We start from the raw sequence: 14,797 nt of genomic DNA, 5'->3' as shown, positions 1-14,797 counted from the left end.
CTGTTGCTCTTTTAGTAATGCTTATCGCTCTTTCTTGTGTATTTGCTAACGGTGCAAAGGAAGAGGCTGCTCCAGCTTCAGATACATTCCATGTTGGTATCGTTACAGGTACAGTATCACAGAGTGAAGATGACCTCAGAGGTGCAGAAGCACTTATTGCAGAATATGGCGCTGTAAAAGATGGTGGCATGATTCAGCACGTTACATACCCTGACAACTTCATGGACGAGCAGGAAACAACAATCGCAGTAATTGTTGGTCTTGCAGATGATCCATTAATGAAGGCTGTTATCGTAAACCAGGCAGTTCCAGGTACAACTGAAGCTTTCCGCCAGATCAAAGAGAAGAGACCTGACATTCTTTGCTTCGCTGGTGAATCACATGAAGATATCCCAGTAATTAGTTCTACAGCTGACCTTGTTTGTAATAACGACTTCGTAGCACGTGGTTACTTAATTATCAGAACAGCACATGAACTTGGATGTGATACATTTGTTCATATCTCATTCCCAAGACACATGTCTTACGAGACAATGAGCCGCCGTGTTGCAATCATGAGAGCAGCTTGTGAAGAATTTGGAATGAAGTTCGTTCTCGAAACTGCTCCAGACCCAACATCAGATGTAGGTGTTGCAGGTGCACAACAGTACATTCTCGAGAAAGTTCCAGCTTGGATTGAACAGTATGGTAAGAATTCAGCATTCTTCTGTACAAACGATGCACACACAGAACCTCTCCTCAAGCAGCTTTTACAGTATGGTGGTTACTTCATCGAAGCTGACCTTCCATCACCTCTCATGGGTTATCCTGGTGCTCTTGGTCTTGACCTCACAGCAGAGCAGGGTAACTTTACAGCTATCCTTAACAAGGTTGAAGCAGCTATCACAGAAAAGGGTGGTGCTAATAGATTTGGTACATGGGCTTACTCATATGGTTATACACAGTCTGCTGCTCTTGGCCAGCACGCTATTAACTGTATTAAGGGTGAAAGCCAGCCAACTAACCTTAACGACCTTTGGAAAGCTTACAACAAGTTTACACCAGGTGCTAAGTGGAATGGTTCATTCTATACAAATGCTACAACAGGCGTTAGATCTAAGAATGCAGTTCTTATCTACCAGGATACATATATCATGGGTGGTAAAGGCTACATGGGTAACGCTGATGTTGAAGTTCCAGAAAAGTACTTCACAATTAAGTAGTAAAATTAGCTTTATCATTTATCCGGAGAGCATGTCTCTCCGGTTTGATGTTCTTGGATAAAAATTATCTAAGAACATGAGACCAAAATATAAAGAGGAAGAAAATATGAAAGAAACTCCCATGCTCCTTGAAGCACGAGGGATAAAAAAAGATTTCTTCGGCAATGTAGTTCTTAAAGATATCAATTTTACACTTGAAAAAGGTCAAATCTTAGGTCTTGTTGGTGAAAATGGTGCTGGCAAAAGTACATTGATGAAGATTCTATTTGGTATGAAAGATATCAGCGAAACTGGTGGTTATAGTGGTGATATCTTGCTTGATGGACAAAAAGTAAATTTCTCATCTCCTTTTGATGCTCTTGCTGCAGGTATTGGTATGGTTCACCAAGAGTTTTCTCTACTACCTGATTTCACAGCAACTGAAAACATTGTTTTAAATAGAGAAAGTGAAAAATACAATGTCCTTACAGAAGTCTTTGGTTCTAGAATGAATACTTTAGACAGAAAAGACATGAGAAAAACAGCTGTAGAAGCAATTAACAGACTCGGTGTTGAATTATCTCCAGAGATGGTTGTCAGCGAGATGCCTGTTGGTCATAAGCAGTTTACTGAGATTTCTCGTGAACTTTCTAGAAAGAATATGAAGCTTTTAATACTCGATGAACCAACTGCTGTATTAACTGAAAAAGAAGCAGAAACTCTTCTTGTTACAATGAAAAAACTTGCAGCGTCAGGTATTTCAATTATCTTCATTACTCACCGTTTAGGTGAAATAATGGAAGTTTGTGACAAGATTCTTGTCATGAGAGATGGTTGTATCATCAGTGAGCTTGATAAAGATAAGACCAACGTAAAAGAAATCACAAAAGCAATGGTTGGTCGTGAAGTAAAAGGCCTTAGTGGTGAAAAGACAGATAGAGTAATTGATGCTCCTGAAATCATGAATATCCAATCATTATGGGTTAATATGCCAGGTGAATTTGTTCATAATGTTAATTTATCAGTAAAGAAAGGGGAAATCCTCGGTATTGGAGGTTTAGCAGGACAAGGTAAACTAGGTATTCCAAATGGTATCATGGGCCTTTATCAAGCTGGTGGTAAAGTTGTTTTCGATAATGAAGAAATCAATCTTAACGATCCAGCTAATTGCTTAAAGAAAGGTTTAGCCTTTGTATCTGAGGATAGAAGAGGTGTTGGTCTATTATTAGATGAATCACTTGAATGGAACGTTTCTTTTACTGCAATGCAAGCCCAAGATAAATACTTAAAAAAATATCTTGGTGGACTTGTAAAGTGGAGAGACCAAAAGGCAATTGAAGAAGTTACTCAAAAATACATTGATGAACTTAAAATTAAGTGTACTAGCTCAAAACAAAAGGCAAAGGCTTTAAGTGGTGGTAACCAGCAAAAGATTTGTCTTGCTAAAGCATTTGCACTTGAGCCAAAACTACTAATGGTTAGCGAACCAACAAGAGGAATAGATGTTGGTGCTAAAGCCTTAGTATTGGAGGCATTAAGAAAATACAATAGAGAAGCAGGTACAACAATTATTATGGTATCTTCTGAACTTGAAGAGTTAAGAACTACTTGCGATAGAATTGCTATTATCACAGATGGTAAAGTTGCGGGTATTCTTCCAGCTTCTGCATCAAGTGAAGAGTTTGGCTATCTTATGGTTGGAGCTCACGAAATGGTTGAGAAAGGAGAAGAGCGATGAGCGAAACAAATGAAAAAAGTGTAAAGAGCATTGTAAATAATTTCATCGCTTCCTTTGGATGGCCAAGATTAATTATTGCTCTTTTCTTAATAATGCTCTTTGTAATTGCACCTCTTGGTGGTGTAAGTATTACACAAAGTATTTCTGATGTACTTCAGAGATTTGGTATGAATAGTATTATGGTACTTGCAATGGTTCCAATGATTCACTCTGGCTGTGGTCTTAACTTCGGCCTACCAGTTGGTATTATTGCAGGACTTCTTGGTGGTACTATTTCCATGCAGCTTGGTTTTACTGGTCCATTATCATTTGTAATGGCAGTACTTATTGCATCATTCTTTGGAATAATCTTTGGTTGGGCATACGGAGTATTATTAAACAAAGTAAAGGGTGGTGAAATGATGATTGCAACCTATGTTGGTTATGCAATTGTATCATTTATGTGTATGATGTGGCTCTTACTTCCATATAACAACCCACAAATGGTATGGGGTTATAAGGGAACAGGATTAAGAACAACTATTTCTACAGAGGGCTACTACTTACACATCTTAACTGACTTTTTACAAATCAAAATTGGTAATCTAGTAATTCCAACAGGTTCCTTACTTTTCTTTGCATTATTTGCATTTTTAATGTGGGCTTTCTTACACACTAAAAAAGGAACAGCAATGACAGCTGTTGGTTCTAACCCAATATTTGCTAGAGCATCAGGTATTAATGTTGATGCAACTAGAACATTATCAGTTATTATGTCAACTGTTTTAGGTGCAATTGGTATTTTAGCATACCAGCAGGCATTTGGATTTATACAGCTATACATGGGACCATTCTACATGGCACTTCCTGCTGTATCAGCAATTCTTATTGGTGGAGCTTCAGTAAATAAAGCAACAATTTCAAATGTAATTATTGGTACATTACTTTATCAGGGAATTGTAACAATGACTCCATCTGTAATGAACTCACTAGTACACACAGATATGAGTGAAGTAATCAGAATTATCGTATCTAACGGTATGATTCTTTACGCACTCACAAGAAAGACGGAGGCAACTAAATGAAAAAGACAAATATTAAGACCTTTGTCTTAGATAACCTTGTACCAATTATCTTTATTGTTATTGGTATTTTTGGAATCATCTATTCTGGTTTCTCAGCAACTGCAATTGCTAACGAAATGATGACAAGATTAGCTAGAAATAGCTTTCTAGTAATTTCACTACTTATTCCTATCATGGCAGGTATGGGTCTTAACTTCGGTATGACTCTAGGTGCAATGGCAGGTCAAATTGGATTAATATTCATCACAGAGTGGGGTGTTGTAGGAATTCCTGGAATGGTACTTGCTGCAATTATTTCAACACCTCTTTCTATTTTACTTGGTTATGTTTGTGGAAAGATTTTAAACATGGCAAAAGGTAGAGAAATGGTAACAAGTTATATCATTGGCTTCTTCGTTAATGGTGTATATCAACTTGTTGTACTTTTCTTAATGGGTGTAATTATTCCAATTAAATCAGATATCCTTCTACCTAGAGGCTATGGTATCAGAAACACAGTAAACCTTATTGGTATACGTAAGTGTTTAGATAACCTTATTCCTCTAAAAATAGCAGGAGTAAGTATTCCTTTAGCAACATTCTTAGTAATAGCACTTCTTTGTGTTTTCATTCTTTGGTTTAGAAAAACAAAGCTTGGTCAAGACATGAGAGCTGTAAGCCAGGATATGGAAGTTGCTAGAGATAGTGGTATTAAAGTTGAACAGACAAGAATCTTATCAATTATCATTTCAACTGTTTTAGCTGGCTACGGTATGATTATCTACCTTCAAAACATGGGTACATTAAATACTTACAATAGCCACAACCAAATTGGTATGTTCTCTGCAGCAGCTCTGTTAGTTGGTGGTGCATCTGTTTCTAAGGCTAACATTAGAAACGTATTCTTAGGTGTAATCCTATTCCACTTAATGTTCTATGTATCACCATATGCAGGAAAGAACCTTATTGGTGAAGCACAACTTGGTGAATACTTCAGAGTATTCGTTTCCTATGGTGTAATTACTCTTTCTCTTGTTCTGTATGAACTTAAGAAAAAGAGAGATAAGCTTGAAGCAGGTAAAAAACTTGCAACTAAAGAGGAGAATAAATAATGAAATTTGAGGTAAAAAAACCAACAAAAACCTTTTATATTCGCTTAGTTGCAATACTTGTAGTAATTTTAGTAGCTATTTTGATGTATGTAATAGGTAAGCAACATAACATCTACATTGATAACAAGGATTATGGATCATTAAAGGCTTTTAGCTATGTAGAAGTATCTGTTGATAAGCAGGAACCTCTTGGTCTTGCTAAACGTGATAGAGATGTATTTACTGTTGTTAATCAAAGTCACAAATTCAAGGTAGAGGCTAATGGGGAAGAGAAAGAAATAAAACTAAAGCTTCCTTTAAATATGAAAAATGTAATAATTAACCTTCCAGCCTTCATGGCAGGTTTAGACCAAAGTGAATGGATGCAGGAGTTTATCATTGAAACTCAAAGCGTACAAACTGGAGGGGATGAAATTATCACAGACGATACAGCAGCATTATTTGAATAACACTATTAGGGTTACACGTTCGTGTAGCCCTTTATGTTATAAAGGAATTTGTATATAATTAATTTCATGATGAAATTAGCTCCCTCAATTCTATCATGCAACTTTTCCAATGTTGCAAAAGCAGTTAGCCAAGTTGAAGAACTTGGACTTGAATATCTCCATCTAGATGTAATGGATGGTTTATTTGTACCAGAAATAACCTTTGGTGCTAAACTAGTTAAAGATATCAGAAGAAATTGTAATTTAATATTTGATGTTCATTTAATGGTTGAACGCCCAGAAGATAAAATCGATTCCTTTATCGAAGCAGGTAGCGACATTATTACAATACATCAAGAAAGTACAGTACACATTCATAGAGTATTACAAAGAATTAAAGCTGCAGGAATTAAATGTGGAATATCAATTGTTCCATCTACTCCTGTTTCCCAAATTCTACCTATCCTTGATATGGTTGATTTAGTATTAGTTATGACAGTTAATCCAGGATATGGTGGACAAAAGCTTATACAATCATGTCTTGATAAAGTAGTAGAACTTAGAGATATCAAGGAAAAAGAAGATTTCAATTATCTAATTAGTGTTGATGGAGGTGTTAATCTTTCAACAGTTCAAGATGTAGCTACTGCTGGTTCTGATTTAGCAGTAACTGGATCAGCATTCTTCTTAAGTGATGATAAAGCAGAATTTGTTTCAAAAATGAATAAATTAATTATGGAGTGCAAGTGAAAGCAGTTATTCAAACTGTCCACAATGCAACAGTAAGTGTAGATAATAATATCGTTGGCTCAATTGATGATGGAATGCTTATCTACTATGGAGTTGCAAAGGATGATGATGAAAAGGATGTAATTCCTTTTTTTGAAAAAATCTTAAAGATGAGAATCTTTAAAGATGAAAACAATAGGATGAACTTAAATTTAAAGAGCTATGGTGGAAGTATATTACTTATCAGCCAATTCACTCTTGAAACAAATATTTATGCAGGTAATCGTCCTTCTCTTGATAGTGCGGCTCCAGGAAGTAAAGCGAAAATATTCTATGAAAAAGCCATAGACTATCTTATATCTCAAGGTTATAAGGTTAGCACTGGTGAGTTTGGGGCACACATGATGGTTTCTTACGTAAATGATGGACCTGAAACATTTGTGCTAGAAAGTAGAGATCTTTTCAAATAAAATAACAAAAAAATAAAAATTTTTACTATTATTAGCAGGAGACTAAATATATGGAAAAGAATGACAGTGTAAAAAAGGCTAGGGCGGAAGCACTCGAAGCAGCTAGAGCACAAATTGACAAACAATTTGGCAAAGGCTCACTTATGAGACTTGGTGATGCCAAGGATACTCTTGATATCGAGGCTATTCCTTCTGGATCTCTCCTGCTTGATGAAGCATTAGGAGTAGGTGGATACCCAAAGGGAAGAATTATTGAAATCTATGGACCTGAAAGTTCAGGTAAAACAACACTTGCTTTACATGCAATTGCTGAATGCCAAAAGGGTGGAGGAACTGCAGCATTTATCGATGCAGAACATGCGTTAGACCCAACTTACGCAAAGAACTTAGGCGTTAATATCGATGATTTATGGATAAGCCAACCAGATAGCGGTGAGCAAGCACTTGAGATTGCAGAATCACTTGTGCGTTCTGGTGCTGTTGATATCGTTGTTATTGACTCTGTAGCTGCGCTTACTCCTCAGGCTGAAATTGAAGGTGATATGGGAGACTCACACATGGGTGTTCAAGCTCGTTTGATGAGCCAAGCTCTCAGAAAACTAACTGGTATTTTAGCAAAAAGTAATGCAACCATTATTTTCATCAACCAGCTTAGAATGAAAATTGGTGTTATGTTTGGAAACCCTGAAACTACAACAGGTGGTAATGCACTAAAGTTCTATGCATCTGTTAGAATGGATGTTAGAAAGATTGAGTCAATTGGTAAAAACCAAGATGATATCGTTGGTAATAGAGTTAGAGTAAAGATTGTTAAAAATAAGGTTGCTCCACCATTTAAGAAGTGTGAAATTGATATCTTATTTGGTAAGGGTATTTCTTATGTAGGTTCTATGCTTGATGCAGCTTTAAAGTATGAGTTAGTTGAAAAGTCTGGTTCATGGTTCAGTTATAATGGTGAAAAGATTGGTCAAGGTAGAGATAAAACTCTTGATTACTTTACTAATAATCCTCAAATAACAGAAGAACTTGTTGCTAAGCTAAGAAAGATTATGTTTAGTAAAGAAGAAGAAACTGCTACAGAGACAAAAGAAGAGTAATGATAACTGAAAGCCAGGAGAATTTTGGTGAGGTAAAGCAGGTCTTCAAAACAGAAGAGTTTGAAGGCCCGCTTGATTTACTTTTATACCAAATTCAGAAAGCCGAAATTAACATATATAACATTCCTATTTGTGAAATAACTGAGCAATTTATTGAGTATATTAATACTCATAAAACGACACTTCGTAATCTTGCAGACTTTTATAAAATGGCTGCAGATTTACTTTATATAAAATCAAGGATGCTCCTACCTGTAGAGGTTGAATTTGATGAAGAATATGAGGACCCAAGAAGGGAGCTTGTTGATAGGTTATTAGATTACCAAAAGTTCAAAAAATATACAGATTTACTTATGGGTGTAACAACTAGTGATAGTTTTTACATTCCACGAAGAGAAAACTTATTTGCGCTTCCTTTTGAAGATAAAGATTTATTTAAGGACGTTACTCTACAGACTCTTTTAGAAACTTATTCAAAGTTAGTAAAGCAAATTGCACCTAATAAGTTATTTAACGTTTATGAAGAAGTAACTGTAAAAGAAAAAATAGCTCTTATGGGTGAGCTTCTAGAAAAAAGTAATGAAATTAAACTTTCTGATTTAATAAAGGATTTTACAAACCCTCTTCACATCATTTGTTCTTTTATGGCTATACTAGAATCATGTAAGTTCTCAATGATATTAATAAGGCAAGATGAAGAATTTGGGGAAATATATATAACTAAGCGTCCATTAGACTTTGATGAGCGTGATGCAGATGATGTTGATAGATCATATGATGAAATTGTAGAACATGATTTAGCTGATGCAGATGATTTCTCTGTAATAACAAAAGATGCAAAAGCAATCATTGAAGCTGAAGAAATTCAATATGAAACTAATAAAGAGGAAGAGGATTTAGAGTACATCGGAGATGAAGAAAATCTCTTAGATGAGGAGGATTAGAGTGCTATCTCATAATGCAAAGTTAATTGAAACTATTTTATTTATTGAAAATGAAGCACTGACTATCGAAAAACTAGCTGCAATGAGCAACATCAGTGAAAAAGAATGTGAGAAAGCAATAAATGAGTTAAAGAAGGCTTATGAAAAAGAAGGCCATGGAATTTATCTAAAAACAAATGAGGATGAAACATTTTGTTTTTCGCCTCTTAGTGAGCTTTATGATGATTTAAGACAAACCTATGGTAAAAAGGTTGATAAAAGGCTCTCTCGTGCAGCACTCGAAACTCTATCAATTGTTGCTTATTCTCAGCCAATAACTAGAAAAGAAATAGATAATATAAGAGGTGTTACCTCTGATACAATCGTAAGGCTTTTAAGAGATAGAGAATACATAAAAATAGTTGGAAGAAAGGATGTACAGGGCCATCCTTGCTTATATGGTACTAGCCGTAAATTCTTATTTGAATTTGGCTTACAATCAATAAGTGATTTGCCTAAGCTCTCAGATATTGATAAAATGCGATTTGATAAAGGTGAAGGAGAAGAGAAATGATCATAGAATATCCTATTAGACTACAAGCTTATTTAGCAAAGTGCGGTTGCGGAAGCAGAAGATACTGTGAACAGCTTATCGCTGATGGTCGTGTCATGGTAAATAATAAAACAATTAGGGAAATGGGTGTAAAGGTTAATGAAAATGACATCGTCCAAGTTGATACAGAAACAGTAGAGGTAGTCGATAAATCATATTATATTGCACTTAACAAACCAAAGGGATATGTATGTACGAACTTCGATCCTAATGAAACAAAGTATGCAAGAGAGTTAATTGGTATTAGAGATCAAAATCTTCTTTTCAATGTAGGACGTCTAGACCGCGATTCCAATGGCCTTATTCTCTTTACAAATGATGGTGATTTTGCAAATAAAATTATGCATCCATCGCAGGAAATAGAAAAAGAGTATTTAGTTCACTTAGATAGAATGTGCACCGTTGATGATTTAAATAGAGCTTTAAAGGGGCTTTATATCGATATGGATAAGCCATATAGAATTAAATCATATGAATTTGTTCCTCGTAGAAAGGATTATATCAAGGTAACCTTAATTGAAGGTAAAAACAGAGAAATAAGAAAAATTTTCTCATTTTTGGGCTATGAGGTAAAAGGTTTAACTCGAGTTAGAATTGGTTGTATTTTGCTTGGTAACATGCAACCTGGTGAGTATCGCAATTTAACTAAAAAAGAAATTGATGGACTTCTTGCAGGTAAAACAACTTTAGTTGAAAGAAAGAAGTTTGGTGCAGCACTTAAAAGAGAAAAAGCTGAAAAGAAAGCGTTAAGGGAGAAAAGAAATGGTAATAGCAATTGATGGACCTGCAGGATGTGGTAAAAGCACAATTGCAAAGCTTATTGCAAAGCGTCTAGGATTTTATTTTCTCAATACTGGATCTTTTTATCGCGCTGTAACATATAACCATATTCAAAAGGGTTTAGATCCAAGGGATAAAGAAAGTGTATTAAAGACTGCAAAAGAAACAAACATCACTGTTGTAAATGGAGATATTTGTATTGATGGAAAGAATGTAGAGAATCTTTTGCATGGTCCTGATGTTGATCTCAATGCCTCTTATGTTTCTTCCGATCCAAGAGTAAGAGAGATTATTACTTCTTTGGTTAGAAGTGTTGCATCAAATATGAATATTGTAACAGAAGGAAGAGATACAACTACTGTAATTTTTCCAAATGCTGAGTACAAATTCTACTTTGACGCATCTCCAGAAATAAGAGCAAAAAGAAGAATTAACCAACATCCAGAAGGTCAAACATATGAAGAAGTTCTTAGAGATATTATTCAAAGAGATGAAAATGATCGAAATAAGGAAGTTGGAGCATTAAAAATTTCAAAAGATGCTATTTATATTGATACATCTTACTTGACCATTGAGGAAGTTTGTGAGAAAGTTGTTTCTGTTATGGATAAATAACTTAACATAACTAATGTAATTTTATAGGAGCAAAAGAAGTGGAAGATGAAACTCAGATGACTGACATGCAGTCATTACTGCAAGAGCAGTATCTAAAGTCACTTGCTGGCATTGAAGACGGTCAGATCGTAACCGGAACTGTTGTACAGTTAAATAACGACTATGTATTTGTAGACGTAGGCTACAAGAGCGAAGGAAAGATTCCTGTTGACGAATTTATCGAATTACCTAAAGTTGGTGACAAGGTAAATGTTGCTATCGTTAATAAGGAAGGTAAGGGTGGTCAGGTTATTGTATCAAAGAAGAAAGCTGACGCTAAAGAGAGAACAGAAACTCTTAAGGAAGCTGCAGAAAACAAGACACCTATCCTCGGCAAGTTCTTAAAAGTAATCAAGGGCGGCTACGAAGTCGATCTTGGAGCAGATTATAGAGGTTTCTGCCCATTATCAAAGGCAGATGTTACAAGAGTTGAAGATCCAGAATCTTTAATTGGTAAGACAGACTACTTTGTAATTGATAAGTTCCACTCAAGCACAAAGCTTAAGAGTGTAGTATCAAGAAGAGAGTATCTTGAAGGTATCATCAAAGAGAACAAAGAGAAGTTCTTTAGTTCTGTACAAATTGGTGATGTTGTTCAGGGTGAAGTTAAGTCATTTACATCATTTGGTGCATTCATTGACCTTGGTGGTTTTGACGGTCTTCTTCACATCAATGATATGTCATGGGGTCATGTAACAAGACCTAAAGATTTCGTTAAGAAAGGTCAGGTTATCCAGCTCAGACTTATCAATGTAGATCCTGAAACTCAGAAGATTAATCTTTCATTAAAGCACATGCAGGAAGATCCATGGACAAACTTCGAGCAGAGATACAATGTTGGTGATGTTGTAAAGGCTCCAGTAACAAAGCTTACATCATTTGGTGTATTCATTGAAATCGAGCCAGGTATCGAAGGTCTTGCTCATATTTCTGAGCTCTCTTGGACTAAGAAGATTACTAATCCAAAAGATATTCTTAGTATCGGTGATGTTGTAGAAGCTAAGATTCTTGGTTATGACCTTGATAAGAAGAGAGTATCACTTGGTCTTAAGCAGCTTGCTGAAAACCCATGGGATACAATCGAAGAAAGATACCCAGTAGGTAAAGTATTAAAGGGTAAGGTTGTTAAGATTACTAACAGTGGTGCTTTTGTTAACCTCGAAGAAGGTATCGACGGTTTCTTACACATTGATGATGTATCTTGGGTTAAGAAGCTTAAGAACATGAGCCAGTTCTGCAATGAAGGTGATGAAATCGATGTAGCAGTTTCAAGAGTTGAACCAGCTAACAGAAGAATCCGCCTCTCAGTTAAGAACCTTGAAGGTAACCCATGGCAGGCTCTCAGAAAAAACCATCCAAAGTACTCTATTATCACAGGTGAAATTTCTAACATCACAGATTTTGGTGTATTTGTAAAGGTTGATGGTGGAATCGAAGGTCTCATCAGCAAGTTCAATCTTGTTGGTCCTGATCAGGAATTTGATGAGAAAGTACTTGAGAACTACAAAGTTGGTGATCAAATCACAGCTATGGTTGTAGAAATTAATCCTCAGACTCAGAAGCTCTCACTCTCAGTCAAGGAAATGATTAAGAAGAATCAGGAGTCAGAGATGGCTAAGTACATGTCTTCAACTCATGATGATTCAGACACATTCTCCTTAGCTGATATGCTCAATGCAAAGAAAGATAACTAATTTCTTTCGATAAAATTCAAGTATAGGCGGGAATTCCCCGCCTAACTATTTAAATGAGGTAATGATGAAAGCTAAAGATAATACACCTGAACTTACAACAACCGAGAAGGTTGCTGGATCTGTAGAGAAATTCTTCAGCAAGAATGCTAAATTAATTGCTATTATTGCTGCAGTTGTCGTAGTTCTAGTAATTGTAATTGGTATTGTAGTAACTATTAATGGAAAAAATAGCGAAAAGCAGTTTACTGCAATTGCTAAGCTTGATAGCCAGTATTCAGCTCTCATTAATATGGATGATACAACAGATGAATATAAAAATGCTGTATCAACATTCCTTTCTGATGCAGACGCTTTAATTGCATCAAGTAAGGATTATCCAGGATTAAAGGCTAAATATCTTAAAGGTTTATATAGCTTTGATAACAAAGATTACTCAGCTGCCGCTTCAATCTTTGAAGAAGTAAGTAATTCTGCTAATAACTCTTATCTTGGTTCACTTGCTTTAATTAATGCTGCTGCATCATATGAAAACGCTGGAAACCAGGCTAAAGCTCTTGAGCTTTATAACAAAGTTTGGGATAGCTATGGTAAGAACGAAGCAGTAAGCCAGAAGGCTCTTTTCAACGTAGCTAGAATCTATGAAGAGAAGGGTGATAGCGAACTTGCAAAAGCAACATATCAGCAGTTAGTAGACGAATTTGGTACTACTGGTGAATATGCAAAGCTTGCAGCTTCAAGAATTGTTGTTCTATAATTATATAGAAAGATTATTCTAATATAAGGAGGAATATATTGAAAAAGTTTATAGCTTTATCAATTATCCTCCTATTTTTTATTTCTTGCGGAATTCCATCTATTAGAGATTTCTCTTCTGCAATTTCATTTAATAATCAATATAACTATTCTTACTTTACATTAAGTTTAAATTCTGGTGCTACAAACGCTAACTATTTTACTAATGGACAAATAAATAATTCATCGCCTGCTGTATTATTACTATATACTATTACTAACCAAAGTACTGATTATTATTCAAATAGCTTTATTTCACAATTTAAATCTGATTATAGAGGCTCTAATGGTGTAAATGGTATTCCAATTACTATCAGAGATGACTCAGGTATTGTAGAAATAACAAAGAATAATGAAAAGTTATTTTTATATCCATTAAAAGAAGAAAATATTCAATATATTACACATCCTAGATATACAATTGAAAACCATGTTGATTATACATTCTCAACAACCCCAACTAAGTTTGCATTTTCTTTAAGTCCACTTGAAGATAAAAATGAATTTTTAGTTAAAATGACAATAAATGATAACGAAGATAATAGTCGTTATTTCTATCGATATAAAAATAATTTGACATTCAGAGAAAATCCAGATTCAAATCCCGATTACAGAAAAGATAATGACGATAAAGATGAATATGTAATTCATATCTTTGCTGCAGTAAATGTAACTAAATCATTAGCATCAGACTTTTCAAATGATTATTGGACTGATTTAAAAAACATAGCTAATATTGAAATAAAAAATAATTAATAATTGTATTGTTATAATTATAATTTTGTTAATTAATTATATTATTTTTATTAAATACTAATATAATCTATTAATTACTTTATTTAATTTGCTAAAGGTTAAAACTTATTATTTAATATTAGCAAGGTACCTTGCTAATATGGAAGAATTATCACTAAACATACAATTAATGAAAACCTTCAGAAGGTTAGGAAATTTGATCTCGACAAAGGCAACCCCATTTCAGGGCCAGAGAAGAATATTAAATTTAATTAGAAAAGAAGAAAAAAACAAATTCGTCATAGAGAGAACTATTAGAAAAAACTAATATGAAATCTGCATCACTTTCTGAAATCGTAATTAATCTTGAAAATAATAATTTAATTACAAATGGGCATACATCAATATTCATTGCACACAGATTATCTAAAATAAAAGATTCTGATTTAATTGTATTGTTAGATAATGGAAAAATATTAGAACAAGGAACTCATGAAGAATTACTAAAATTAAATGGACGTTATTAACAAATGTATAATCTTCAAACAGGAAAAATAGAAGAAATTTCTAATTTAGCAAGGTGAATATCTAGATTTTGTCTAATTTTTAGGTAATTCACCTATTATATTTTGGATATAATCGATATTCTGTCAACTAGACTATCTAATAACAGAATGCTATAGGTTGTAGTGGTGTTGATTTCAAACTCTATTTGGGACAAGCAAACTTTAAGAAGATCGAAGCTGATTTTATCCCTTTTTAAATCGTTAAAACGGTAACAGATAAATATATTCATTTCAAACTATAG

The 14,797-nt window shown here is 34.5% G+C and carries 17 protein-coding genes; all 17 read left to right on the top strand.

Annotated features, from left to right (window positions below; all coding sequences use genetic code 11):
* Positions 1–17: 17 nt before the first annotated feature.
* The 17 genes from SOY52_RS01780 to SOY52_RS01700 all read left to right on the top strand — a co-directional run bounded on the left by SOY52_RS01780 (position 18) and on the right by SOY52_RS01700 (position 14,516).
* On the top strand, positions 18–1,202 hold the full coding sequence (locus SOY52_RS01780) for a DUF3798 domain-containing protein (protein WP_414429577.1): 1,185 nt from the start codon (positions 18–20) through the stop codon (positions 1,200–1,202).
* 106 nt (positions 1,203–1,308) lie between these two features.
* Positions 1,309–2,919 carry a sugar ABC transporter ATP-binding protein gene (locus SOY52_RS01775; RefSeq protein WP_320847270.1) on the top strand — a complete coding sequence of 537 codons (1,611 nt, stop codon included), beginning with the start codon at positions 1,309–1,311 and terminating at the stop codon, positions 2,917–2,919.
* Positions 2,916–3,983, top strand: coding sequence for an ABC transporter permease subunit (locus SOY52_RS01770; RefSeq protein ID WP_320847269.1), 1,068 nt, complete (start codon positions 2,916–2,918; stop codon positions 3,981–3,983). The genes SOY52_RS01775 and SOY52_RS01770 overlap by 4 nt, the downstream gene beginning before the upstream one ends.
* Entirely contained in the window at positions 3,980–5,074 is a 1,095-nt protein-coding gene (locus SOY52_RS01765; RefSeq protein WP_320847268.1) for an ABC transporter permease, read from the top strand. The genes SOY52_RS01770 and SOY52_RS01765 overlap by 4 nt, the downstream gene beginning before the upstream one ends.
* A complete protein-coding gene (locus tag SOY52_RS01760) occupies positions 5,074–5,523 on the top strand; it encodes a DUF6672 family protein (RefSeq protein WP_320847267.1) in 450 nt (149 codons plus the stop codon). The genes SOY52_RS01765 and SOY52_RS01760 overlap by 1 nt, the downstream gene beginning before the upstream one ends.
* 66 nt (positions 5,524–5,589) lie before the next feature.
* A complete protein-coding gene (rpe, locus tag SOY52_RS01755) occupies positions 5,590–6,252 on the top strand; it encodes a ribulose-phosphate 3-epimerase (RefSeq protein ID WP_320847266.1) in 663 nt (220 codons plus the stop codon).
* Positions 6,249–6,701, top strand: coding sequence for a D-aminoacyl-tRNA deacylase (gene dtd / locus SOY52_RS01750; protein ID WP_320847265.1), 453 nt, complete (start codon positions 6,249–6,251; stop codon positions 6,699–6,701). Before rpe ends, dtd begins: the two co-directional genes overlap by 4 nt.
* Positions 6,702–6,751: 50 nt before the next feature.
* Positions 6,752–7,798 carry a recombinase RecA gene (gene recA, locus SOY52_RS01745; protein WP_320847264.1) on the top strand — a complete coding sequence of 349 codons (1,047 nt, stop codon included), beginning with the start codon at positions 6,752–6,754 and terminating at the stop codon, positions 7,796–7,798.
* Positions 7,798–8,742, top strand: a complete 945-nt coding sequence (locus SOY52_RS01740) for a segregation and condensation protein A (protein ID WP_320847263.1) — start codon at positions 7,798–7,800, stop codon at positions 8,740–8,742. The genes recA and SOY52_RS01740 overlap by 1 nt, the downstream gene beginning before the upstream one ends.
* Before the next feature lies 1 nt (position 8,743).
* Complete coding sequence (gene scpB / locus SOY52_RS01735) at positions 8,744–9,295, top strand: SMC-Scp complex subunit ScpB (RefSeq protein ID WP_320847262.1); 552 nt, start codon at positions 8,744–8,746, stop codon at positions 9,293–9,295.
* Positions 9,292–10,113, top strand: coding sequence for a pseudouridine synthase (locus tag SOY52_RS01730; protein WP_320847261.1), 822 nt, complete (start codon positions 9,292–9,294; stop codon positions 10,111–10,113). The genes scpB and SOY52_RS01730 overlap by 4 nt, the downstream gene beginning before the upstream one ends.
* Positions 10,097–10,729 carry a (d)CMP kinase gene (gene cmk, locus SOY52_RS01725; RefSeq protein WP_320847260.1) on the top strand — a complete coding sequence of 211 codons (633 nt, stop codon included), beginning with the start codon at positions 10,097–10,099 and terminating at the stop codon, positions 10,727–10,729. The genes SOY52_RS01730 and cmk overlap by 17 nt, the downstream gene beginning before the upstream one ends.
* A gap of 56 nt (positions 10,730–10,785) precedes the next feature.
* A complete protein-coding gene (gene rpsA, locus SOY52_RS01720; RefSeq protein ID WP_320847272.1) occupies positions 10,786–12,462 on the top strand; it encodes a 30S ribosomal protein S1 in 1,677 nt (558 codons plus the stop codon).
* 64 nt (positions 12,463–12,526) lie between these two features.
* On the top strand, positions 12,527–13,216 hold the full coding sequence (locus SOY52_RS01715; RefSeq protein WP_320847259.1) for a tetratricopeptide repeat protein: 690 nt from the start codon (positions 12,527–12,529) through the stop codon (positions 13,214–13,216).
* 38 nt (positions 13,217–13,254) lie between these two features.
* Positions 13,255–14,010 (top strand): hypothetical protein, encoded by a 756-nt coding sequence (locus SOY52_RS01710; protein WP_320847258.1) that lies wholly within the window; start codon positions 13,255–13,257, stop codon positions 14,008–14,010.
* 139 nt (positions 14,011–14,149) lie between these two features.
* Positions 14,150–14,317, top strand: a complete 168-nt coding sequence (locus tag SOY52_RS01705; RefSeq protein WP_320847257.1) for a hypothetical protein — start codon at positions 14,150–14,152, stop codon at positions 14,315–14,317.
* A 1-nt stretch (position 14,318) separates the two neighbouring features.
* Positions 14,319–14,516 carry a hypothetical protein gene (locus tag SOY52_RS01700; RefSeq protein WP_320847256.1) on the top strand — a complete coding sequence of 66 codons (198 nt, stop codon included), beginning with the start codon at positions 14,319–14,321 and terminating at the stop codon, positions 14,514–14,516.
* The last annotated feature ends 281 nt before the right edge of the window (positions 14,517–14,797 follow it).

It is taken from the genome of Bullifex sp. (assembly GCF_034103065.1).
In the GTDB taxonomy this organism is placed as follows: domain Bacteria; phylum Spirochaetota; class Spirochaetia; order Sphaerochaetales; family Sphaerochaetaceae; genus Bullifex.
The sequence above is the reverse complement of the archived record's forward strand: the minus strand, read 5'-3'. Positions and strand labels throughout refer to the sequence as shown.